The 22,123-nt window shown below is 55.9% G+C and carries 22 protein-coding genes; 17 read left to right on the top strand and 5 right to left on the bottom strand.

What is annotated here, in order from left to right:
* Positions 1-17: 17 nt before the first annotated feature.
* A complete protein-coding gene (locus ADJ74_RS00860) occupies positions 18-857 on the bottom strand; it encodes a polysaccharide deacetylase family protein (RefSeq protein WP_050341160.1) in 840 nt (279 codons plus the stop codon).
* A gap of 205 nt (positions 858-1,062) precedes the next feature.
* On the opposite strand from ADJ74_RS00860, the gene murI reads away from it, so the two are divergent.
* From murI to sdhB, 12 genes are all read left to right on the top strand, one after another.
* Positions 1,063-1,851, top strand: a complete 789-nt coding sequence (gene murI / locus ADJ74_RS00855; protein ID WP_050341158.1) for a glutamate racemase — start codon at positions 1,063-1,065, stop codon at positions 1,849-1,851.
* Between the two features lie 11 nt (positions 1,852-1,862).
* The gene (locus tag ADJ74_RS00850; RefSeq protein ID WP_006690900.1) at positions 1,863-2,297 is read left to right on the top strand and encodes a thioesterase family protein; all 435 of its coding nucleotides are present in this window, start codon (positions 1,863-1,865) and stop codon (positions 2,295-2,297) included.
* 43 nt (positions 2,298-2,340) lie between these two features.
* Positions 2,341-2,859 (top strand): hypothetical protein, encoded by a 519-nt coding sequence (locus tag ADJ74_RS00845; RefSeq protein WP_253271731.1) that lies wholly within the window; start codon positions 2,341-2,343, stop codon positions 2,857-2,859.
* Positions 2,852-3,514: a hypothetical protein gene (locus ADJ74_RS00840; RefSeq protein ID WP_009754180.1), complete on the top strand. Its 663-nt coding sequence runs from the start codon at positions 2,852-2,854 to the stop codon at positions 3,512-3,514. Before ADJ74_RS00845 ends, ADJ74_RS00840 begins: the two co-directional genes overlap by 8 nt.
* A gap of 147 nt (positions 3,515-3,661) precedes the next feature.
* Complete coding sequence (rph, locus tag ADJ74_RS00835) at positions 3,662-4,408, top strand: ribonuclease PH (protein WP_050341156.1); 747 nt, start codon at positions 3,662-3,664, stop codon at positions 4,406-4,408.
* Position 4,409: 1 nt separating this feature from the next.
* Entirely contained in the window at positions 4,410-5,036 is a 627-nt protein-coding gene (rdgB, locus tag ADJ74_RS00830) for an RdgB/HAM1 family non-canonical purine NTP pyrophosphatase (RefSeq protein WP_050341154.1), read from the top strand.
* A 95-nt stretch (positions 5,037-5,131) separates the two neighbouring features.
* On the top strand, positions 5,132-5,620 hold the full coding sequence (locus ADJ74_RS00825; RefSeq protein WP_050341152.1) for a metallophosphoesterase: 489 nt from the start codon (positions 5,132-5,134) through the stop codon (positions 5,618-5,620).
* Between the two features lie 302 nt (positions 5,621-5,922).
* Positions 5,923-6,765 (top strand): fumarate hydratase, encoded by an 843-nt coding sequence (locus ADJ74_RS00820; protein WP_006690893.1) that lies wholly within the window; start codon positions 5,923-5,925, stop codon positions 6,763-6,765.
* Positions 6,766-6,824: 59 nt separating this feature from the next.
* Positions 6,825-7,382 (top strand): Fe-S-containing hydro-lyase, encoded by a 558-nt coding sequence (locus tag ADJ74_RS00815; RefSeq protein ID WP_006690892.1) that lies wholly within the window; start codon positions 6,825-6,827, stop codon positions 7,380-7,382.
* Positions 7,383-7,555: 173 nt separating this feature from the next.
* On the top strand, positions 7,556-8,188 hold the full coding sequence (locus ADJ74_RS00810) for a succinate dehydrogenase (RefSeq protein ID WP_006690890.1): 633 nt from the start codon (positions 7,556-7,558) through the stop codon (positions 8,186-8,188).
* 25 nt (positions 8,189-8,213) lie between these two features.
* Positions 8,214-10,025, top strand: a complete 1,812-nt coding sequence (sdhA, locus tag ADJ74_RS00805) for a succinate dehydrogenase flavoprotein subunit (RefSeq protein ID WP_050341148.1) — start codon at positions 8,214-8,216, stop codon at positions 10,023-10,025.
* Positions 10,026-10,040: 15 nt separating this feature from the next.
* Positions 10,041-10,793: a succinate dehydrogenase iron-sulfur subunit gene (sdhB, locus tag ADJ74_RS00800; RefSeq protein WP_050341147.1), complete on the top strand. Its 753-nt coding sequence runs from the start codon at positions 10,041-10,043 to the stop codon at positions 10,791-10,793.
* A gap of 167 nt (positions 10,794-10,960) precedes the next feature.
* Here the strand turns inward: sdhB and ADJ74_RS00795 are convergent, their stop codons facing one another.
* From ADJ74_RS00795 to trpD, 3 genes are all read right to left on the bottom strand, one after another.
* Positions 10,961-12,931: a methyl-accepting chemotaxis protein gene (locus ADJ74_RS00795; protein ID WP_050341145.1), complete on the bottom strand. Its 1,971-nt coding sequence runs from the start codon at positions 12,929-12,931 to the stop codon at positions 10,961-10,963.
* Between the two features lie 146 nt (positions 12,932-13,077).
* On the bottom strand, positions 13,078-14,013 hold the full coding sequence (locus tag ADJ74_RS00790) for a bile acid:sodium symporter family protein (protein ID WP_050341143.1): 936 nt from the start codon (positions 14,011-14,013) through the stop codon (positions 13,078-13,080).
* A 31-nt stretch (positions 14,014-14,044) separates the two neighbouring features.
* On the bottom strand, positions 14,045-15,061 hold the full coding sequence (trpD, locus tag ADJ74_RS00785) for an anthranilate phosphoribosyltransferase (protein ID WP_050341141.1): 1,017 nt from the start codon (positions 15,059-15,061) through the stop codon (positions 14,045-14,047).
* A 200-nt stretch (positions 15,062-15,261) separates the two neighbouring features.
* On the opposite strand from trpD, the gene ADJ74_RS11170 reads away from it, so the two are divergent.
* Together ADJ74_RS11170 and ADJ74_RS00780 are read left to right on the top strand one after the other, a co-directional pair.
* Positions 15,262-15,510 carry a type II toxin-antitoxin system HicA family toxin gene (locus tag ADJ74_RS11170; RefSeq protein ID WP_071844271.1) on the top strand — a complete coding sequence of 83 codons (249 nt, stop codon included), beginning with the start codon at positions 15,262-15,264 and terminating at the stop codon, positions 15,508-15,510.
* Positions 15,511-15,522: 12 nt separating this feature from the next.
* Positions 15,523-15,924, top strand: coding sequence for a type II toxin-antitoxin system HicB family antitoxin (locus tag ADJ74_RS00780; RefSeq protein WP_050341139.1), 402 nt, complete (start codon positions 15,523-15,525; stop codon positions 15,922-15,924).
* Between the two features lie 141 nt (positions 15,925-16,065).
* Here ADJ74_RS00780 and ADJ74_RS00775 read toward each other — a convergent pair whose 3' ends face one another.
* The gene (locus ADJ74_RS00775) at positions 16,066-16,755 is read right to left on the bottom strand and encodes a hypothetical protein (RefSeq protein WP_071844270.1); all 690 of its coding nucleotides are present in this window, start codon (positions 16,753-16,755) and stop codon (positions 16,066-16,068) included.
* 403 nt (positions 16,756-17,158) lie between these two features.
* Between ADJ74_RS00775 and ADJ74_RS00770 the strand changes: the two genes are divergently transcribed.
* Genes ADJ74_RS00770 through ADJ74_RS00760 form a run of 3 tightly spaced genes read left to right on the top strand, consistent with a single transcriptional unit; the run spans position 17,159 to position 22,051 of the window.
* Positions 17,159-17,845 carry a vitamin B12 dependent-methionine synthase activation domain-containing protein gene (locus tag ADJ74_RS00770; RefSeq protein WP_050344141.1) on the top strand — a complete coding sequence of 229 codons (687 nt, stop codon included), beginning with the start codon at positions 17,159-17,161 and terminating at the stop codon, positions 17,843-17,845.
* An 18-nt stretch (positions 17,846-17,863) separates the two neighbouring features.
* A complete protein-coding gene (locus ADJ74_RS00765; RefSeq protein WP_050341135.1) occupies positions 17,864-20,272 on the top strand; it encodes a homocysteine S-methyltransferase family protein in 2,409 nt (802 codons plus the stop codon).
* A gap of 12 nt (positions 20,273-20,284) precedes the next feature.
* Positions 20,285-22,051: a bifunctional homocysteine S-methyltransferase/methylenetetrahydrofolate reductase gene (locus ADJ74_RS00760; protein ID WP_050341134.1), complete on the top strand. Its 1,767-nt coding sequence runs from the start codon at positions 20,285-20,287 to the stop codon at positions 22,049-22,051.
* The last annotated feature ends 72 nt before the right edge of the window (positions 22,052-22,123 follow it).

Raw genomic sequence — 22,123 nt, 5'->3', positions numbered from 1 at the left:
TCGCGTTTACCGCGTTCTTAGGGGATCGGGAGATAGTTTCCAATCGGTGCCAGTCCCCATGCACGCAGGGTCAGGCGCAGATCCTCAAATGGTGCGATGAGCGGAGCGAATGCCAACCGCAGCTTAAAGCGTGTCATTGTATGCGTGTTGCATCCGAAGATGGGGATGCGATCCATCTGGTAGACGCCCTCTGTGGGGGTGGATAGTCCGTAGTGAACGGTGAATCCGCCGCGATAGCCCGCATCTCGTGTGACTTCTTCCACCGCGTCCGTGACGCGTCCGCCCGGATAGGCGATGTAGTCGATCTCCTTGCCGAGTTTCTTGGAGAGCGCTTCGCGGGAGTCCGCGATCTCATGGTGCAGCTCGTCGCGCGAGGTCAGCTCCGAGAGATTCGCGTGCGTCATCGTGTGGCTCTCAAAGTCGATCAGTCCGGAATCCTGCATCTCGTGAATCTGTTCCCATGTCAGATAGTTCGGGTAGACGCCCGTGAAATCGTTGATGAGAAAGATCGTCGCCTTGAATCCATATTTTTTCAGGATCGGATAGGCATACTCGTAGTTGTCGACGTAGCCGTCGTCGAGGGTAATGATGACAGGCTTTTCGGGGAGCGGCGTGCCGTTTTCCGCGGCGTCCATCATCTCATCCAGCGTGATCGTATGGTAGCCTTCTTCTGCGAGATATGCCATCTGCTGATCGAACTGGTCGCAGTATAGTGTGAGTGGGTTGCCGTCCTTGTCCTCGACCTGGTGGTAGTTGAGTACGGGCACGCCGGGCGATGTGCACATGAGTAGTGCCGCCGTAGCGAAACACAGGAGAATAAGAACAATCGGGATGAGCAACCAACGTGGGAATTTCACTGCAATACCTTCTTTTTAATAGAAATTAACAACGCGCTAAGTGTAGCCTATCCTATTTGTTCTGTCAAGGCAGACAGTTCTGCCAATCTCGTCTCTGTGCATAGTTGTTGCCTTATTATGGCTTTTTTGTGTCAAATATGGCAAAAAAAGGAAGAAGTTGCTATAATAGAGCCGTCGGTTTCGATCAGGAAGAGGAGATGGACAGATGCGCATTGCGCTGTTTGATTCAGGCTATGGCGGTCTGACGGTGCTTAGTCATGCTCGCCGTGTGCTGCCGTCGGAGGAGTTTATCTTCTATGCTGACCGCGATCATGTGCCGTATGGGACGAAATCTGTTCCCGCCGTGCGCGGCTTTGTTCGTACCGCGTTTCGCTTTCTCATTGAGCAGCAGCGCGCCGATGCTGTGGTCGTCGCATGCAATACGGCGACCTCCGTGGCCGTAGATGAGATGCGCCGTCTCTACGATGTGCCGATCATTGGGATGGAGCCTGCGGTCAAGAAGGCGCTCACGCGCGATGCGGAGCATCATGTACTCGTCACGGCGACGCCGATCACGGTGCATGGGGAGAAGCTGAAACGGCTGATTTCCTCCTGCGATCCGAACGGATTGGTGGATCTCTTGGCACTGCCGCGACTGGTGGAGTTCGCGGAGCGGCAGGAGTTCGTCTCCTCGGCAGTGGAGGTGTACCTGCGGGATGCGTTTGCACCGTATCGTTTTTCGGATTATTCTGCGATCGTGCTCGGCTGTACGCATTTCAACTATTTCAAGGATACGATGCGGCAGCTTTTGCCGCAGAATGTGCGCCTCGTGGATGGGAATGAGGGAACGGTGGAGGAGCTCGCGCGGCGAACGGGGCTGCGAACGCAGCCGATCGGTGCGCAGACCGCACACTGCACGTTTTTTGAGTCGGGGCGTCCTGTTGTGCGTGCAGAGGAGCTGGCGCACATGGAGGCGGATCTCGCGCGTGCCGCGCGAATGGAAGAGATTGTTTGAAAGGAGTTTTCATGCCGGTTGAAGTAACACATCGGGTGAATTTTTACGATACGGATGCGATGGCGGTCGTGCATCATGCGAACTACATCCGCTGGTTTGAGATCGGACGCGTCGCGTATCTGCGGCGCATCGGCATCACGTTGGGCGCATTGATGGAGGCGGGGTACGTATTCCCAATCACGAAGGTCGGTGCGGAGTACCATGCACCAGGTCATTTTGACGATGAGCTGGTGATCGAGACCACGGCGACGGCGCTCACAAAGGCCAAGATGGTGTTCTCCTACCGCATTCTCAATCAGGCGGGAACACTGCTGGTGAGCGGCTTCTCAGAAAATGTATTTACGCATCGCGATACGGGACATATAACGCGCCTGCCCAAGGAGTTCTATGTGCCGATGGAAGCGGCGATGACGGCGGAGAAAGAAGGACGGGACATTGGGATCTGAATTTTCGTGGTGGCTGCATCTGCTGATTGCAGTCGTTTTTATTGTGTATGCGGGCGTGAAGATACTCTTTGCTTATCTTGGTACGGAGGTGATTGTGCCGAAGACAGAGGAGATGACGCCCTTTTCCGTCGTGGAACGGACGCCCGAGAGTCTAGTGATCGGTGCGACGATTCCCTTTGCCAATGAGGGGAAGCAGTGCGGGACAATCATGGATGCGATCCTGCGTGTTCAGCTGCCCTATGAGCAGTACGACGGCGCATTGGTGCACGGCAAGGTGGAGTGTGAGGGGGCACCGCGCGAGGATGACTACTTCGAGGCGGCACTGATAGAGAAGAAGCAGCGCATAAATCTTGCTCTCAAGCTCTCCATTGAGGGGCGAAACGGACATACACTCGATGATGCGATTGCCCACATGGTGGATTTTCGCATGGATCTGATCTATCTGGAGACGGGGCGGACGCCGGCGCATTATTCCAAGGTATTGATGAAGATGACAGCGGCGGAGATTGCCGCGCTCGCCGGGGTTGCGCTTGTACGGGAAGGGAAGGTGCAGAATGGCTGAACTGAAGATTCTTCCTGTGCCGACACGTATTCTGACAGATGCGGATGACATTGTGGATGCGATTGAGTACTATGCAGGAGAGCAGGTGACGGCGGACGATCTGGTCTGCTGCGCTGAGAGTGTGGTGGCGATTACACAGGGACGGTTTGTCTTCCCGGAGCAGCTGCACATTTCCCGCGCGGCACGTTTTGCCTGCCGCTTTATCCCAGACTACGGCAGCCTTGCCAGCCCGCATGGGATGCAGTCCCTGATGGATGTAGAGGGAACGGGGCGTGTTCTCTTTGCCCTCTTTGCCGGTTTTCTCGCAAAGCTCGTCGGCAAAGGCGGCATGTTCTATCGCTGGGGCGGCAGAGAAACGGCGCTGATTGACGATGTGACTGGAACGATGCCGCCGTTTGACAAGGCGATTGTCTATGGTCCTGCGGATGCAGACCAGGTGGCAGACCGTATACGGACGCGTGTGGGGGCATTCGGCGCGATGGTGGCGGATGTCAACGATCTCAAGCGTTCACGTGTGGTCGGCGTATCGGATGGATTAAATGGGGAACTTGCCGCTAAGCTGCTGCTCGACAATCCGTTCGGCAACGCATCACAGAAAACCCCGATCTGCGTCATCAAGAATTATCGTCAATATCAGGAGAGCCATACGGCATAAATGATACAGTACCCTTTCCCGCTTGTGCGGTTCCCCTCCCCGCATGACGGGGGAGGCTTTGTGTTGCGGATTTTGCCTTGCTGCGGCACGGTGCGACGGACAGCGCGAGCCGGAGGGGAGAATTACTTCCAAAGGAGATATTATTTCATGCCAAGAAGAGATCTGCGGCGTGCCGACCAGCTGCGCCCCGTTCGGATCGAACGCGGCTATCAGCGCTATGCGGATGGCTCCGCACTCATTGAGACCGGTCATACGCGCGTCGTCTGTGCGGCGACGGTGGAGGAGCGCGTGCCGTTCTTTTTGAAGGGAACGGGCACGGGCTGGGTGACGGCTGAGTACTCCATGCTTCCGGGTGCAGGGGCGGAACGTACGGCGCGCGAGGCGGTGCGCGGCCATCAGTCGGGGCGGACACAGGAGATCCAGCGTCTCATCGGACGTGCTCTTCGTGCGGTAGTGGATACGAAGGCACTCGGTGAGCGTACGATTCACATTGACTGCGATGTTCTCCAAGCGGACGGCGGGACGCGGACGGCATCAGTGACGGGGGCATTTGTTGCCCTTGTCGAGGCGTGTGCGTCGTTTTATGCGAAGCGCGGTATTTTCCCCGTACGTGACTATGTGGCGGCGGTCAGCGTCGGCATCAATGCGGGAAATGAGCCGCTTCTTGACTTGTGCTATGAGGAGGACTCTGCGGCAATGGTCGATATGAACATTGTCATGACGGGCGCAGGTGCCTTTGTCGAGGTGCAGGGGACGGGCGAAGGCCGTGCTTTTGCACGGAAGGAGCTGAATGCTCTGCTGGATCTCGGTGAGCAAGGCATTCGCACGCTGATCGATCAGCAGAAGGTCGCCCTCGGTGATGTGCTCTCGTGGCTGCCGGGACGGGAGGGATAATATGAAGGAAAAGACGATACTGATTGCCACATCAAACGCAGGGAAGGTGCGGGAGATGGAGACGGCATTTCTCGGGCTGCCCGTGCGCCTTGTTCCACTGTCACGTCTTTATGAGCTGAAGCCGGAGCTCGGTGCGATCGAAGAGCCGGTCGAAGATGGTGCGACATTCATGGAGAATGCGCGCATCAAGGCTCAGTACTATCGTGAAAAAACGGGGCTTTCGGCGCTTGCCGACGATTCGGGGCTCTCGGTGGAGGCACTGGACGGTGCCCCCGGTGTCTGCTCCGCGCGCTATGCGGGGGTGCATGGCGACGATGCGGCAAACAATCGGAAGCTGATCGCGGAACTTCGCTCACGCGGGGAGGAGAATGCCCGCGCCGCCTATCACTGCGCCCTCGTGCTCGCACTTTGGGATGGACGGGAACTGTCGGCAGAGGGAACGTGTACGGGCTTTATTCGCCACGAAGCACGCGGCACGGAGGGATTTGGCTACGACCCCTATTTTTATCGTGCGGATGGGCGGACGATGGCAGAGCTCTCACGTGAGGAAAAACACGCCATCAGTCATCGCGGTGCGGCACTCGATCAGATGAGGGAGGAGCTGCGTGCACTCCTTGGCCGCGCATGACGCATGTTGATCGATCATCGAGCTGTCTGTGCCGCAGCGGAAGATGTCGTCATAGGGCGCCTTTTGCCCAATCTTTCCTAGGCGTGAGGTGAAGCATGAATATTGGAATTGTCAGCGACAGTCATGGGGATATTGAGAGCCTGAAAGCGATGCTGCAGTATCCTGAGGCGGCACAGGCAGAGATGTGGCTTCATGCAGGAGACTATGCCGCCGATGCAGATGCACTGGAACAGCTGACGGGGAAGAGCGTTGTGCGCGTCCTCGGCAACTGCGATCTGCCTCTGGATGGAACGTATGACGAGACCGTCGTCGAGGCCGGCGGGCATCGTATCTTTCTCACGCATGGGCATCTCTTCAACGTGCGGTTTGATACAAGGATGCTCGCCGCGGCTGCGCATGAGGCAGGGGCAGATATTGCTGTTTATGGACATACGCACATCGCCCTCTATGAGCAGCAGGGGGATGTGACCGTATTCAACCCCGGGAGTGTGGCTCGTCCGCGTGATGCGGTGCAGGGCTCCTTTATGATGATAAATCTCACAGCAGGGGAAGAACCAAAGATGAATCTCATTCGCCTTAAATAAAAATCTTTCAAAAATTTTATCATATAAATCCCATATCGTACGATATGGGATTTATATATGCGATAAAAATATTGTTAATAATAATATATTGGTTGAAATTAAACAATAAAACAATAAAGAAAAACAATGATATAAAATAAGAAAATACGCTCTTATTCTACGTGAAAATCAACAACTTGAAATTGAATGAGATTCACTTTTTTCAAGGGGTTACAAGAAGTCTGAAAGACTTGAAAGCAAGAAAAAAATATGATATAGTCTAATTAACCTGTGTATAAGTTATATTTATAGGAGGGATTATTTTGCGAGAGCTAACCGCAAAAGAAATCACGGAGAACGTCGCCGAGATGTGCAAAGAAGCGGCGTACTATCTCCCCGACGACGTCTATGAAGGCCTCAAGAAGGGCCGGGAGACAGAGGAGTCGCCTGTCGGTCAGGTCGTTCTGGATCAGATCATCCGCAATGCTGAGATTGCGCGCGAGGAGGATCGCCCGTATTGCCAGGATACGGGGATGACCATCGTGTTCGTCGAAGTCGGACAGGATCTTCACATCACGGGAGGACTTCTGGAGGATGCGATTAACGAGGGAATCGCAAAGGGCTACACGGAAGGCTATCTGCGCAAGTCCGTTGTTGCGGAGCCCCTTTTTAATCGTAAGAACACACAGAATAATACGCCGGGTGTCATCTACACCAGGATCGTCCCCGGCGACCGCCTCAGCATCACGATCGCACCGAAGGGCTTCGGTTCGGAGAATAAGTCCGGTGTGAAAATGCTCGTTCCGGCCGATGGCGTCGAGGGTGTGAAGAAGGCTGTCATGGAGATCATCCAGCACGCCGGCCCAAATCCCTGCCCGCCGGAGGTCGTCGGCATCGGTATCGGCGGCACGATGGATCGTGCGGCACTCCTCTCGAAGAAGGCTCTTACGCGCCCGATCAATCAGCGCCATCCCATGCCCGAGTATGCAAAGCTGGAGGAAGAGCTCCTCGAGATGATCAACAAGACCGGCATCGGGCCACAGCTGGGCGGCACGACGACGGCACTCGCCGTAAACATTGAGTGGGGCGCGACGCATATCGCAGGTCTCCCGGTTGCGGTCACGATCTGCTGCCATGCGCTCCGGCATGCGCACCGCATCCTCTAAGCGAATCGCTGCATTCTGAGGAGCAGATTCTGTGTATTATCTTTAGGGAGGAATACTCAATGGCGGAAAGTATCCGTATTACCACTCCGTTTACGGAGGAAATGTCCCGTAAGCTCAAGGCGGGCGACAGTGTTCTGATTACGGGAACGATCATCAGCGCCCGCGATGCGGCGCACAAGGCGATGACGGAAGCCCTCGCAAAGGGCGAGCCTCTGCCCGTGGACTGGCACGATCAGATTGTTTACTATCTCGGACCAACGCCGGCAAAGCCGGGCGATCCGATCGGCTCGGCGGGGCCGACGACGAGCGGCCGTATGGACGCCTACACGCCGACGATGCTCGCACAGGGCATCAAGGGCATGGTTGGCAAGGGCTCGCGCTCGCCTGAGGTCGTCGAGGCAATGAAGAAGTACGGCGTCACCTACTTCGCAGCTGTCGGCGGCGCCGCAGCTCTCATCGCAAAGTCCGTGAAGAAGTATGAAGTTGTGGGCTACCCCGAGCTTGGTCCCGAGGCCGTTGCAAAGCTGACGGTCGAGGATTTCCCCTGCATCGTCGTCATCGACTCCGAGGGAAATAACTTCTATGAAATGGGACAGAAGCCCTATCGCAGACTCTAATATGCGTGTTCATGCCGATGGTTTGGCGCATGACAAATCATTCGGGGGCGCGGCTCCGGTACGGTGCCGGGGCTGCGGCTCCTAAGGAATCACGAATCAAATGAAGTTTGTCAATCTGAAGTGCTGAAGTGATTCATGTTTCCTTAAGGTCAACATATTTCAGGAGGTATGAAATGTTCCACACAACCTTTTACATGCGGCGCCTTCATTCACTGGTCGGACTCGTCGTTATCGGCGTGTTCCTCTTCGAGCATGTCTTTACGAACTCGACGGTGCTCCATGGAGCAAAGGCCTTTAATGATGCGCTGGCTATGATGGATCTCATCCCGCGCCCCGTGTTCTATGGGCTTGAGGTGTTCGCCATCGCTGTTCCGATCCTCTTCCACGCGATTTACGGTATTTACATCGCTGCGCAGGCGAAGAATAACCCCGGCAATTATGGTTATGTCCGCAACTGGCAGTTTGCGCTGCAGCGCTATACGGCGTGGCTGCTCATTCCGTTCCTCATCTGGCATGTTGGCTTTATGCGCGTGTGGGAGAAGGGAGTCATGGGATCGCACATCAACTATGACCTGCTCTACACCTACTTCGTTACCGGCGATTATGCGATTCTGCACACGGTGCTTTACACGATCGGCATGATTGCGGCGATCTTCCACTTCTGCAACGGTATTTCGACGTTCTGCATGACGTGGGGCATCGCAAAGGGACCGCGCGCGCAGTCGGTAATCAACGCGCTGTCCATGGCACTCTGCGTGCTGATGTCGCTTGTTACGCTTGCCTTCATGGGCAGCTACTTCATGTGAGAACTGCAGCAAAGGAGAGCTAAGAATGGCTAAAGTACCACAGAATAAGGTTATCATCGTCGGCGGCGGTTTGGCGGGCCTTCTCGCAACGATGAAGGTTTGCGAGGGAGGCGGTACCGTCGACCTCTTTTCCTATTGCCCGGTGAAGCGCTCGCATTCGCTCTGCGCACAGGGCGGCATGAATGCCTGCATGGACACCAAGGGCGAGCATGACAGTGTCTACGAGCACTTTGACGATACGGTTTACGGCGGCGACTTCCTCGCTGACCAGCTTGCCGTTAAGGGCATGGTTGAGGCAGCACCGAAGCTGGTCAAGATGTTTGACCGCATGGGCGTTCCGTTTACGCGTACGGCGGAGGGCGTGCTTGATCTGCGCAATTTCGGCGGACAGAAGAATAAGCGCACTGTGTTCGCAGGCTCGACAACGGGCCAGCAGCTCCTCTACGCGCTGGATGAGCAGGTGCGCCGCTGGGAGGTCAAGGGCAAGGTCACGAAGTATGAGTTCTGGGAGTACATCCGTGCAATCAAAAACAAGGACGGCATCGTCCGCGGCATTGTTGCACAGAATATGAACTCGAACGAGATCAAATCGTTCCCGGCGGATGTCGTTATACTTGCGACGGGCGGCCCCGGTCAGGTGTTCGGCCGCTGCACGGCCTCGACGATCTGCAACGGCTCGGCTGTTTCCTCCGCCTATCAGCAGGGCGCTCACATCGGCAATCCTGAGTTCATTCAGATTCATCCGACGGCGATTCCGGGGTCGGATAAGAACCGCCTGATGTCCGAGGCCTGCCGCGGTGAAGGCGGACGCGTCTGGACGTACAAGGACGGCAAGCCCTGGTACTTCCTCGAGGAGATGTATCCCGCATACGGCAACCTCGTCCCGCGCGACGTCGCATCGCGTGCGATCTTCAAGGTTTGCGTCCATATGGGGCTTGGTATCAACAATGAGCGTCGTGTTTACCTCGACCTCTCCCATATCCCTGCGGATTACCTCGAGCACAAACTCGGCGGTATTCTTGAGATGTATTCAGAGTTTGTCGGACAGGATCCGCGCAAGGTGCCGATGGAGATCTTCCCGTCCGTGCATTACTCGATGGGCGGCATCTGGGTCGATCGCAAGCATCACACAAATATTCCCGGTCTCATGGCTGCGGGTGAGTGCGATCATCAGTATCACGGCGCAAATCGTCTTGGTGCAAACTCGCTCCTCTCTGCAGCGTACTCCGGCTTCATCGCTGGCCCCGAGGCACTGCGCTGGGCACGCAGCGGTGAGCTCGGCACAGCACTCACAGAGGAAGAACTTGAGAGTGCACGCAAGGAGGCTGTGGCGGAGTTCGATAAGATCCGCAACATGACGGGCTCCGAGAACGCCCACAAGCTCCATCAGGAGATGGGCGAGATCATGTATGACTACGTCTCGATTGAGCGTGACAACAAGGGCCTCGACATCTGCCTTGAGAAACTCAAGGGGATTCTGAAGCGCTGGGATGACATCGGTGTGACGGATCACGGCACATGGGCGAACCAGGAAGCCATGTTTGTCCGCCAGCTCCGCAACATGATCCTCTACGCGATGGCTGTGACGAAGGCGGCACGCTGCCGCGATGAGAGCCGCGGCGCACATGCCAAGATCCTTCTTGATGACAAGGGCGAGCGCATGACGGATGCTGATGGTGAGCTCATGTTCTACGGCCGCGATGATGAGCGCTTCATGAAGACCTCCATTGTGGACTATGACCCGAATACGGAAGAGCCTCAGGTCAGCTACATGGAGTTCGAGCATTCGCTCATCAAGGCACGTGCGCGTAACTACGCCGTCGCCAAGAAAGAGTAAGGGAGGATAGAAGTCATGGCAGAACAGAAAAAAGTTCGTTTTATCATCGAGCGTCAGGATGGACCGAACGAGAATCCCTACACGCAGGAGTTCGAAGTTGACTATCGTCCCGGCCTCAACGTCGTCGCATCCCTCATGGAGATTCAGAAGAACCCCGTGACGGTTGACGGCAAGCGCGTTCCGCCCCCTGTCTGGGAGTGCAACTGCTTGGAGAAGGTTTGCGGTGCGTGCATGATGGTCATTAACGGCCGTGCACAGCAGGCATGCTGCGCGCTGATCGACAACCTCTCGCAGCCGATCCGCGTGCAGCCGGCTCGTACGTTCCCCGTTATCCGCGATCTCCTCATCGACCGCTCGGTCATGTTCGAGAGCCTCAAGCGCATTCGCGGCTGGGTCGAGGTGGACGGTACGTGGGGCGTCAAGGATGCACCGATCCAGAACCCGTACACGGCAGAGACCTGCTACGAGCTGTCGCACTGCATGACCTGCGGCTGCTGCCTCGAGGCGTGCCCGAACGTCGGCCCGCAGTCCGACTTCATCGGACCTGCGCCGACAGCACAGACGCTGCTCTTCAACCTGCATCCGCTTGGGAAGTTCGATGCACCGAAGCGCCTCAATGCGCTGATGGAAAAGGGCGGCATCACGAGCTGCGGAAACAGCCAGAACTGCGAGCGTGTCTGCCCGAAGAGCATCAAGCTCACGCAGCATCTTGCCCAGCTGAACCGCGAGGTCAACAAGCAGGCACTGCGCAATATGTTCAACCATTAATCCGATACCCCCAAAGGGATCGGAACATAGAAGGGGCTGCCCCATTTCCGGGCAGCCCCTTTTGTGTGGGAATGTATCGTGCCGGCGCGGCAGGAGGACAAAGAAGGGGCTGTTGTACGAAATACTGCATTGTATCGTACAACAGCCCCTGAAGTGTACTGATGGCCTTAGAGCTTAAAACCTCCGACAATTCGCTGCAGATCCTGTGCAAGCTGTGCCAGCGTCTGGCTGGATGCCGCAATTTCCTGCATGGAGGCTGCCTGCTCTTCAGAGACGGCAGAGACATTCTCTGCTTCCGTGTGGACAGCATTCGAGACCTTCTGAACAGCTTCGACCGAGCTCATCATGTGCTCGCTGCCCACTTTGATTCCCTCGGTACTCTTCAGGATTGCATCCACCTTTTCGGTGAGCTCGCTCACAACCCCAGCGATGCGGTCAAATTGTTCGCCTGCCTGATTGACATGCTTGACGCCTTCGCCGACGTGTTCTCTCTGCTCCTGCATAACCTTGAACGTGTCCTCAATGCGGTTTGCGTTCTCGGTGATGAGCTCTGTGATCTCCTGCGCTGCTGTCTCGGACTGCTCAGCGAGCTTGCGCACCTCCTCGGCGACGACGGCAAAGCCGCGTCCCTGTTCGCCTGCGCGTGCCGCTTCGATGGCGGCGTTGAGAGCAAGCAGGTTTGTTTGTCCGGCGATCTCGGTGATCATCTCGACGATCTCGGAGATGCGCTTGGAACTTTCGTAGAGTGCAGTGACGGCATCGGAGACATCCTGTGCACTCTGATTGAGCACATCCATCCCCTTGACGGCGACACCGAGTCCCTGCTGTCCCTCAACGGTTGCTGTTTCAGCGCGATGGGTTGCGGCAGAGACATCCGAGATTCCCGTTGTGATCTCGTTGATCGCGTGGGTGATGCCGTCTACTGTCTTAAAGGACTGATCGACAACCTCATTCTGCTCGATGGTGCTGCCCGTGATTTTCACGATCGCTTCGGCCGCACTCTGTGCGCCCTGTGCTGACTGGTCTGCCGAGGCAGTCAGCTCCTCAGAGGAGGCGGCGAGCTGTTCGGAGGTCTGCGCCGTTTTCTGAATCAGTTCACGCAGATTCTTGACCATCGTGAGCAGGGAGTTGTGGAGCTGTCCGATCTCATCGTCGCGATCCATCTGGGGCGGGACGATGGCGAGATTGCCCTTTGCCACCTCCTGTGCCGCACCTGCCATATTCTCAAGGGGACCTGCAATCGAGTCAGCAATCTTATAGAGCAGACCGCCGATGAGGGCGAGGGAGACGAGAAGCCCCACAATCATCGCCCACTTGAGATTGTTTACATCGGCGAGCACCTCATCCTTCGGCACAAAGAGAACAAGGGACCAGCCCGTTGTGCCGACCGGATGAACAGCATAGTAGTTCTCAACACCTGCGTATGTGTTGGTAAAGAAAATAGGCTCCTTTGAGAGGAGGCGGCGTGCGTCTTCCTCGCCTTGTGCGTGCACATTGTCGTCGAGTCCAAGGGCAGAGTGGTAGATGAAGCGTCCCTGTTCATCGAGAAGGAATGCAGCGCCATGCTCCCGGATCTTGATCTTTGCGACGATATTCTGAATGTCGGAGAAATTGGTCTCGAGCCCCATCACGGCGAGCAGCTGCCCTTCGTGACGAATGGCGCGGCTCATGGCAAGCGTTGGCTTTCCGGTGCGCTCGTTCGTGGAAACCTCGTTGAGCTGTACGCCCTCCTTGGATTCTGCGAGTTTATACCACGGACGGCTCGTTGCGTCGAACTCATTCAGCGGTACGACACCCTCCTCGCTGTAGAGGAAGGGGCGGTTTGTCTCGCGTGGGAAACCCATATAGATGGAATCAATGTCCGGGCGTGCAGTGAAGTCCCTGGCTGTTTCAAGGAAACGCTCATCCGTCGGTATATTTGTCGACCATACGCGACCGATACCCTCGAGGATCCCCTTCGGTGCCTCGACCACGCGGTTGACCTCCTCGGCATGGAACTCCGAGAGCGCGCGCATCTCGCGTTCCGTCGCCTCTTCGATCATGTTGCTCGCTTCCCAGTAGGAAAACACTGCCATCGCAGTAAAAATCACGACAAGCGGCGCTCCAATCCACAGAAGCATCTTTGACTTTAGTTTCATCCGATCACCTCTTTAGCAATAATCATGGGAAGCGCAGAACGCTTCTTTCAGATAAATATAATCCAACAAAAGTAAAATTCAACACAAATAAAATTAATCCTCCAAGAGTCCTAAGCTTTTGGAGGATTTATTTGAAAAAATTTTCGTTAGTCGGTTTTTTTCATTCGACTGGATAGGTAGTTTGCGGCCAGTGATCCTGAGATGTTATGCCAGACGCTGAAGAGTGCACCGGGAATGGCAGCAGCTGCACCGAAATGGAGCAGGGCAAGCGATGTGGCAAGCCCGGAGTTCTGCATGCCGACCTCGATGGAAACCGCCTTGACCTTTGCCATATCCATGTGGAGTGCCTTTGCAACGAGGAAGCCGAGCGTATAACCAAAGAGGTTGTGGCACATAACGACGACCATGATGAGAGCACCTGTCTCGATGATGCGGCTCGCGTTCGCCGATACAACACCGCCGACGATGAGAACAATCGCGGTCACGGAGATGAGCGGGAGAACCTTGACTGCCTTTTGGACAGGGCGCTCAAAGAAGTGGTTGATGACGAGACCGAGGAGAATCGGGGCAATGACGACCTGTGCGATGGAGATCATCATCTTTCCCGCAGGAATGTCGATCCACTGCCCTGCGAGCCAGAGCGTGAGGAGCGGTGTCATGATCGGCGCGAGAATGGTGGACGCCATGGTCATGCTGACGGAAAGGGCGACATCACCGCGTGCGAGGTAGGTCATGACGTTCGAGGACGTTCCACCGGGGCAGGTGCCGACGAGAATGACACCGGCGGCAAGCTCCGGCGGAAGGGAGAATGCCTGTGCCAAGACCCATGCAAGGAAGGGCATGATGCCGAACTGGGCAACCGTTCCAATAAAGACGTCGCGCGGACGCTGCAGAACGAGTTTAAAGTCGGCAAAACGCAGCGTCATTCCCATACCGAACATGACGATGCCGAGCAGAATCGTGATCCATGGAACGCTCCAGAGGAACGTCCACGGCTGAAAGAGAGCGATGCCTGCAATGACGACGACAAAGACCGCCATGTAGCGTGAGACAAAATTACTGAGTTGTTCAAGTGCGTTCATTTACTTCATGTCCTTCCATTTCCCCTGTGCATTACTGAGAGATGCGAATAAAGTCCTCCAGCTTCTGCAGAGCACTGCCATCGGCAATGACGCGGCGTGCTGTGTCGATGCCCTCCGCAATCGAGTCTGCCTTCCCCCCAATATAGATGGCAGCCCCCGCGTTCATCAGGCAGATATCCGCCCGTGCATCGGTGATCTCTCCCGCCAGAATCCCGCGCGTCACGGCAGCATTCTCGGCAGGTGTGCCGCCGCGGATCGCTTCTTTTGACGCAGGCGTGATGCCGAAATCTTCGGGACGGATCTCATAGGCACGCTCTGCTGCATTCTCGATCTCATACACCTTGGTCGGTGCACCGACGGAGATCTCATCCATCCCGTCTGTTCCGTGGACAATGAGTGCGCGCTTGACGCCGAGTCCCGGCAGCACACGTGCGAGCGGGCGGAGGAGATGTTCTCCGTAGACACCGAGCAGCATGTATGCGGGGCGCGCGGGATTCGTCAGCGGGCCCAGAATGTTGAATACCGTACGGATGCCGAGCTCACGGCGGATCGCACCGACGTGCTTCATCGACTGATGATAACGCTGGGCAAAGAGAAAGGCAAGCCCGATGCTCCCCAGTTCCTCACGCACCTTCTCGGGCGGCTGGTCGATGTTGACCCCGAGTGCCTCCAGACAGTCCGCCGTACCGCTCTTCGAGGACGCGGCACGGTTGCCGTGCTTGCAGACCTTGAGCCCTGCCGCCGCTGCGAGAAACGAGGCGGTGGTGGACACGTTAATACTGCCTGAGTGGTCTCCACCCGTGCCGACGATGTCGATGACATCCATCTTGTGCGTGACAGGCTGTGCGTGTTCACGCATTGCCGCCGCCGATCCCGAGATCTCGTCAATCGTCTCCATGCCGCTGCTCTTCGTGGAGAGCGCAGCGAGGTAGGCGGCGTTTTCGACCGCAGAGGTCTCGCCCGACATGATCTCATTCATGACGGCGTATGCTTCGTCGTAAGTCAGATCCTGCTTATCGACAATTTTCTTGATCGCCTCTTTTATCATTCCATTTCCTCCTTGAGAAATTGTGGATACGGTGATAAGGCAGTATTATAACACAAAATACATGGGACTGCCATAGAGCTTTTTGATGGTCGCTTGCCAAGTGTTGCGGACACGGGACCCCTTGTCACGTCAATTTGTCATTTACAAATCAGAATAAAGTAGTATCATATATAATATCAAACAAAACGAGAGGGCCGTAAATGGAACACTATAATAAATTGCTCCAAGCTGTTGAGAATAATCCTGCCGATGTTTCTTTTGATGATCTGGAAAAGCTCATGACAAAAGTTGGTGGATTTACTTGCCGTAAAGGGAAGGGGGATCACTACACGTTTTCACATCCAAAATTGCAAGAGATATTGACCGTTGATTCCAGGGGAAAACGTCGCCCATTGAAAGCAATTTATGTTAAACGTGCGTTGGTACTATTTCGACGCGCTGTAGAATAGTAGAGGTGCAGGATGAAAGATACACATGACTACCAGGTTACACTTTCCGCGCTGTCTGCAGAGGATGGCGGTGGATTTTTGGCGGAGGTATTTGAATTGCCGGGATGCATCGCTGACGGAGAGACACAGGAAGAAGCCCTGCATAACATCTCAGATGCGATTGCATCATGGATTGAGACAGCGAGAGAAGAAGGTCGTGATGTACCGGAGCCGCACATGTATGCTGATGAATCAGCGAGTGGAAAGTTCACGACGCGCGTTCCGAAGAGCGTACATTTGGCACTGATCAAACAGGCAGAACGCGAAGGTGTTAGTCTCAACAGTCTGGTCAATGCGTTCCTTGCAATGGGCATCGGACGCGCCTATGGTACGGAGGAGCGGCACGCGGTGACATCGGTGCGATTTGCGGATTGATGCAGTAAAGAGTCGATTTTGTAGAATATGAGGACAATATTAAAAGCGTAGGAATTGTGTTCCTACGCTTTTGAATTATACTTATGTGTGCAACGAGCTGAGCACGCCCTATTTGCTTACTTCTTTTTTCAGTATCGACCACTATTTTAATGTGATCGTCACACCATGTGGTCGATTAGGACTCATGGCGTCTGCTAAATCATCCAGTGATACATGTAAATCAGTATCTGCTGTTACTCTGGCGTCGAAAGTTGTCCCTGCAGGAAATGAAACGTTTTTACCCTTCATGAACATACCGCCGATAATACTCACGAAAGCCACGACCGCAACGGCACCGTCGGCACTTCCCGATTCCCTGGCTGCCGTATAGGCGAGAGGGATATCAATGCCATTAATGGTGCGGACACTGTCAATGGTAAATCCTAGTTTTCCAGAGCGTCCAAACATACCAGCACTTTTTGCTTCTACGACTGTTGCTCGAACCGTTGCTCCCTCCGGGATGACAACAACGTCATTGATAATGACATTGTGCGAGAGCTTCAATGGAACAATATCGCCTTTCCTTGCTTTTTTGGACGAGAGTTCAGAGGTGAGTTCTACGGTGAACTGCGTATCTCTGGGAATATAGGCATGATTTTTGGCGACAGTGGAAAGGCGTTGCGGCGATGAAGAGAAAACATCTTCTTCTGTATTCGTATAATCCACATTACTTGTATAAGAAGGTTGGGGATGCTTTGGACGCTCTTGGACGTCGGCGATAGCATAGGGGGACGATGTAAATAGAATCGACGCACAGAGTCCGAGTGCAATAGTACGTGTATTGCATTTCATAATGAGCCTCCTTGTCGTTTGTGTTCCTTGAAAGCATTTGTATAAGAGATGATTCCCCTAAAAAGTTTGGACTCAATTAGAGGCTTTAAGTAGGAACAAGTCTTTACATATATTTGTTTAATATTATAAAATAAAATTTTGGAATTGTAAAATAAATTGTACTTATAAAGGATGTTCTATATAAGTTCCAGTGCTTGAGGAGAAATCGTGCCTCTTTCTACATGAGAAACGAGTACAGAAAGAAGTATCATTGTGACGAATAAGCACAATTAGCAACTCTTGCGACGATGCGTGGAATCCATGTCATTGTACGGATATGATGGATGTGGTATAATCGGGGACACTTGACGACGCGAGAAGCATTGACAGCAGGGAGTGGTGACGGAAGAGAATGGGAGCGACGATGATTGAACCGCGGTTTACCGCGCTGAATGACAATGAGATTTTGAAATATCTTGGCTTTCGCGGGCAGGAACTGACGGAGGAGATTGCGGCGCAGATTCATCGCTGCAGTGATGAGGTGCTGGCGGCGTCGACGCCGCGCCTGACCTATCGGCAGGTGCCCATTGAGGATGGGGCAGTGCTCGGCGTTTCCTTTGCCGGCAAGGATATTCCGCAGATGCTCGCGCCGTGCGAGGAGGCAGTGCTCTTTGGAGCGACGCTCGGTCCCGGTGTAGAGCGGCTGATGATGCGCAGCGAGGTGACGAATGCAGCGGATGCCGTCATCATGGATGCGTGTGCGAGCACGGCGATCGAGAATATCTGCAACAATTTTGAGGCGGATATGCGCGCGGTTGTAGAGGCAGAGGGGCGCTATCTGACGGATCGCTTCAGTCCCGGCTACGGCGATCTGCCGATCACGGAGCAGCCGAAGTTCTTTTCAATGCTCGATATGACACGGCGCATCGGCGTATCACTGACGCCGACGACGATCATGGTGCCGCGCAAATCCGTGACGGCGATCATGGGGATTGCGCGCACACCGCAGCCGCATCGCCCGCCGGACTGTGAGCACTGTCTCATGTTCCGCACCTGCCCGTTCCGTAAGGCGGGGCGCAGGTGCCGCGAAGGGGCAAAGACGGGGAAATAGATGGGAGTAAATAGGAAAATGAACGATATTATTATTTTGGACGGAGGTATGGGCACGGAGCTGCAGGCGCGCGGCCTTGCCCCGGGGGAGCGTCCCGAGCTCTTCGGGATGGAGCATCCTGATGTGGTTGAGGAGGTGCACCGCAACTATATTGCGGCGGGCAGCCGAGTGATCTACAGCAATACGTTCGGTGCCAATGGACACAAGCTGATCGGTACGGGGAAGAGCGTTGCCGAGGTGATCGCGGCAAATGTCGCGACGGCACGCCGTGCGGCGGAGCATTCCGGCGTCAAAGGTGTACGCGTCGCCCTCGATGTCGGTCCGATCGGCGAACTTGTTGAGCCGCTGGGAACACTCTCCTTTGAGGAGGCGTATGAACTCTTTCGCGAGATGGTCACGGCAGGCGAGGCGGCAGGTGCCGACCTCGTCGTCTTTGAGACGCTGACGGATCTCTATGAGGTAAAGGCAGCCGTGCTTGCAGCGAAGGAACATACGAAGCTGCCCATCTGGGTGACGATGACCTTCGAGGAGAACGGCCGCACCTTCCTCGGTGCTGCGGTGTCCTCCGTGGCTGTGACACTGGATGCGCTCGGCATCGCTGCACTCGGTGTCAACTGCTCGCTCGGTCCTGCGGAGCTTCGCCCCATCGTCGCAGAGATGATGGAGTGGACGGACTTGCCGATCATCGTCAAACCGAATGCAGGTCTCCCCGACCCGCGCACGGGTGCCTACGAGATGACGGCGGAGATGTTCGGGGCGGAGATGCTGCACTTTGCCCAAAGCGGGGCACTCATTCTCGGTGGCTGCTGCGGCACCAATCCAGACTTTATCCGCTGCCTCGCGGAGACGGTGGCGGGTGGGGCAGCAGACCGTCCCACACGGAAGAAACGCAAGGGGCTCGCTTCGCCCGGACGCGTCGCAGAGTATGGCAAGGTCAATGTCATCGGAGAGCGCATCAATCCGACGGGCAAGAAGCGGCTGCAGCAGGCGCTTCTTGAAGAGGATATGGGCTACATCAAGAAACTCGCCATTGCACAGCAGGAGGCGGGCGCGCAGGTACTCGACATCAATGTCGGTGCGCAGGGCGTCGATGAGGCTGCGATCATCCCGCAGGTAGTCAAGGCCGTCCAGAGTGTCGTTGATCTGCCGCTGCAGATCGACTCGGCGAATCCGAAGGTGCTCGAGGCGGCACTGCGCGTGACGAACGGGCGCGCCATCATCAACTCGGTCAGTGGGGAGCGCGCACGCATGGACGCGATCTTCCCGCTTGCGAAACACTATGGGGCGGCAGTACTCGGGCTCGCGATGGATGAGAGCGGTCTGCCCGAAACAGCGGCGCAGCGTGTTGCCGTCGCTGAGCGCATCGTGGCAGAGGCGGAGACCTATGGGATCGACCGCGAGGATATCGTGATCGACTGCCTGACGCTGACCGTCTCGGCACAGCAGGAGCAGGCGATGGAGACGCTGCGTGCCGTGCGCGAGGTGCATGAGCGTTTGGGACTACACTGTGCACTCGGAGTCAGCAACATTTCGTTTGGCCTTCCCGCACGCGTGCACATGACGGTGAACTTCCTCATTCAGGCGATGCACGTCGGTCTGGATTTTCCGATCATCAATCCGAATACGAAGGAGGTCATGGACGCTGTTGTCTCCTTCCGTGCCGTCAGCGGTGAGGATGTGGACTGTGCCGCCTATATTGAGCGGTTTGCTGCCGAGCAGGCAGAGATTCGCCGCCGTAAGGAGCTCGGTGTTACGGATGCTGCGGCAGACGTGAACTCGGATACACCTACTGCGGAGGGGGATGCAGAAATCGATCCGCTGATGGATGCCATCATGCGTGGTCTCAGCGATGATGCAGAGCGGATTGCGCGTCGGCTGCTGGCGAACACGGCTCCAATGGACATCATTCAGGATAAAGTCATTCCTGCGCTCGACATTGTCGGCGACCGCTATGAAAAGGAGATCATCTTCCTGCCGCAGCTGATCAATGCGGCAAATGCAGCGACGTCGGCACTTGAACTCATCAAGGCAAAGCTGGCCGAAAATGGACAGGGAATCTCAAAGGGGAAGGTCATCCTCGCAACCGTCGAGGGCGATATCCACGACATCGGCAAGAACATCGTCAAGGTCGTCCTTGAGAACTACGGCTATCAGATCATCGATCTCGGACGCGATGTACCCGTACAGCGCGTGGTCGAAGTCGCCATCGAGAAGAAGGTCGGACTGATCGGTCTCTCTGCGCTGATGACGACGACCGTCACGGCGATGAAGCGGACGATCGACGCGCTGCACGAGGCAGGTCATGAGTGTCAGACGGTGGTCGGCGGTGCTGTCCTGACGGAGGACTATGCGCGTGAGATCGGCGCGGACTACTATGCCGCCGATGCGCGCAGTGCCGTCGAAATCGCGCGCAGTGTTCTCGGCTGAGGGAGGGACAGGATGGCGGATATACGCGAACATCTAAAGCACGAGCCGCTCGTCTTTGACGGCGGTATGGGCACGTACTACGCACAGAAAACCAATACACGCGGTAAGGGCGTGGAACTTGCCAACCTCCAATCGCCCGACGTGGTTGCAGGGATTCATACAGAGTACCTGCACGCCGGTGCGCAGGCGATCAAGACGAATACATTTGCCGCAAACCGCATTGTCTACCAAGGCGATGACGAACTCGTTGCGCAGATCATCCGTGTCGGCTGGGCGCTCGCCGCACGCGCGGCAGAGCCATTTGGCGCATACGTTTTTGCTGATATCGGTCCGGTGATCGGACTGCCGCCGCGCGACATTGCTGCGGAGTATCGCTTTCTGGCGGATACATTCCTTTCCTGCGGTGCCACGCATTTCCTCTTTGAGACGAATTCCTCGGCTGAGGGGCTGACGGAGACGGCCGCCTATATCAAGGCGGCATGCCCCCATGCCTTTGTGCAGATTTCCTTTACGGCACTTCCGGGCGGCTATACGCGCGACGGCTTCTTTGCGGAGGATCTCGTCCGCGCCGTGGCAGAGAGCGGGCAGATTGATGCTGTCGGCTTCAACTGTGTCAACGGCGTACGTCAGATGAAGGAATTGCTGCATCATCTCAAGTCGGTGTCGCTGCCGCTCGCGCTGATGCCAAACGCGGGACATCCGATGGTCGTCGATGGGCGCACCTTCTATGAGAGTGCACCGGAGTATTTTGCTGAGACACTGGCGGCACTCGTGCAGGACGGTGTCTCCATCCTCGGCGGCTGCTGCGGCACGACGCCGGTGCATATCCGCGCCCTGTGCACGGCTCTCGGAACGCAGGGCACAGTGACCGCTGATGTGCAGGCAGCCGCTGAGCAGGAGCCTGTCATACAGGCGGAGAGCCCCTTTTTCGCCGCCCTGCGGGATGGCAGGAAAGTCATTGCTGTAGAGCTCGACCCACCTGAGACCGGTCACGCGGAGAAATTTCTCCGTGGGGCACGTGAGCTGCGCGAGGCGGGCGTCGATGCCGTTACGATTGCGGATAACCCCGTCGCGCGGGCGCGTATGGATGCGGCGATGCTTGCGGCGCGTGTCCATCGTGAGCTCGGGATCGAGCCGATTCCGCACATGACCTGCCGCGACCGCAACCTCAACGCGATCAAGTCCATCCTTCTCGGGCTCAGCGCAGAGGGCATTCACAATATGATTGCCATTACCGGCGACCCGATTCCAACGGCGGAACGCGATGAGGTAAAGAGTGTCTATCAGTTCAACTCGCGCAAGTTGTCCGCATTCATCAAGAGCCTCGGTGAGCATGGCGACGTTCTGCCGTTTCATGTGTTCGGTGCGCTCAACATCAATGCGAAACATTTTCCCTCGCAGATTGGACTTGCCAAGAAAAAGCTGGAAGCGGGGATGACGGGATTCTTTACCCAGCCCGTGCTGAGCGAACGCGCGAAGGAGAATCTGCGCACGGCGCGTGAGGAGCTGGGAGACGCCCTGATTATGGGCGGACTGATGCCCGTGGTCAGCGAGCGCAACGCACGGTTTATGGAAAGCGAGATTGCGGGCATCCACGTCGAGGAACGCATCATCAATGCATACCACGGGCTCGATCGGGAGGCGGCGGAGGAACTCGCCGTCAGGCTTTCGCTGGAGATTGCACATGATATTGAGCCGTATATTGACGGTTACTACATCATCACGCCATTTTCGCGAACGCCGCTGGTCGCCCGCATCGTTGCAGAGCTTTTGAAATGATAACAAAAAATCCTCCTTTTGCCGTATTATCTGCGGCAAAAGGGGGATTTTTTAGCTATGGATAGAGCAGTC

The sequence above is a fragment of the Selenomonas sp. oral taxon 478 genome (genome assembly GCF_001189555.1).
Taxonomy (GTDB): domain Bacteria; phylum Bacillota; class Negativicutes; order Selenomonadales; family Selenomonadaceae; genus Centipeda; species Centipeda felix.
Note: the sequence above shows the minus strand (reverse complement) of the source record. Positions and strands in the feature narration are given on the sequence as shown.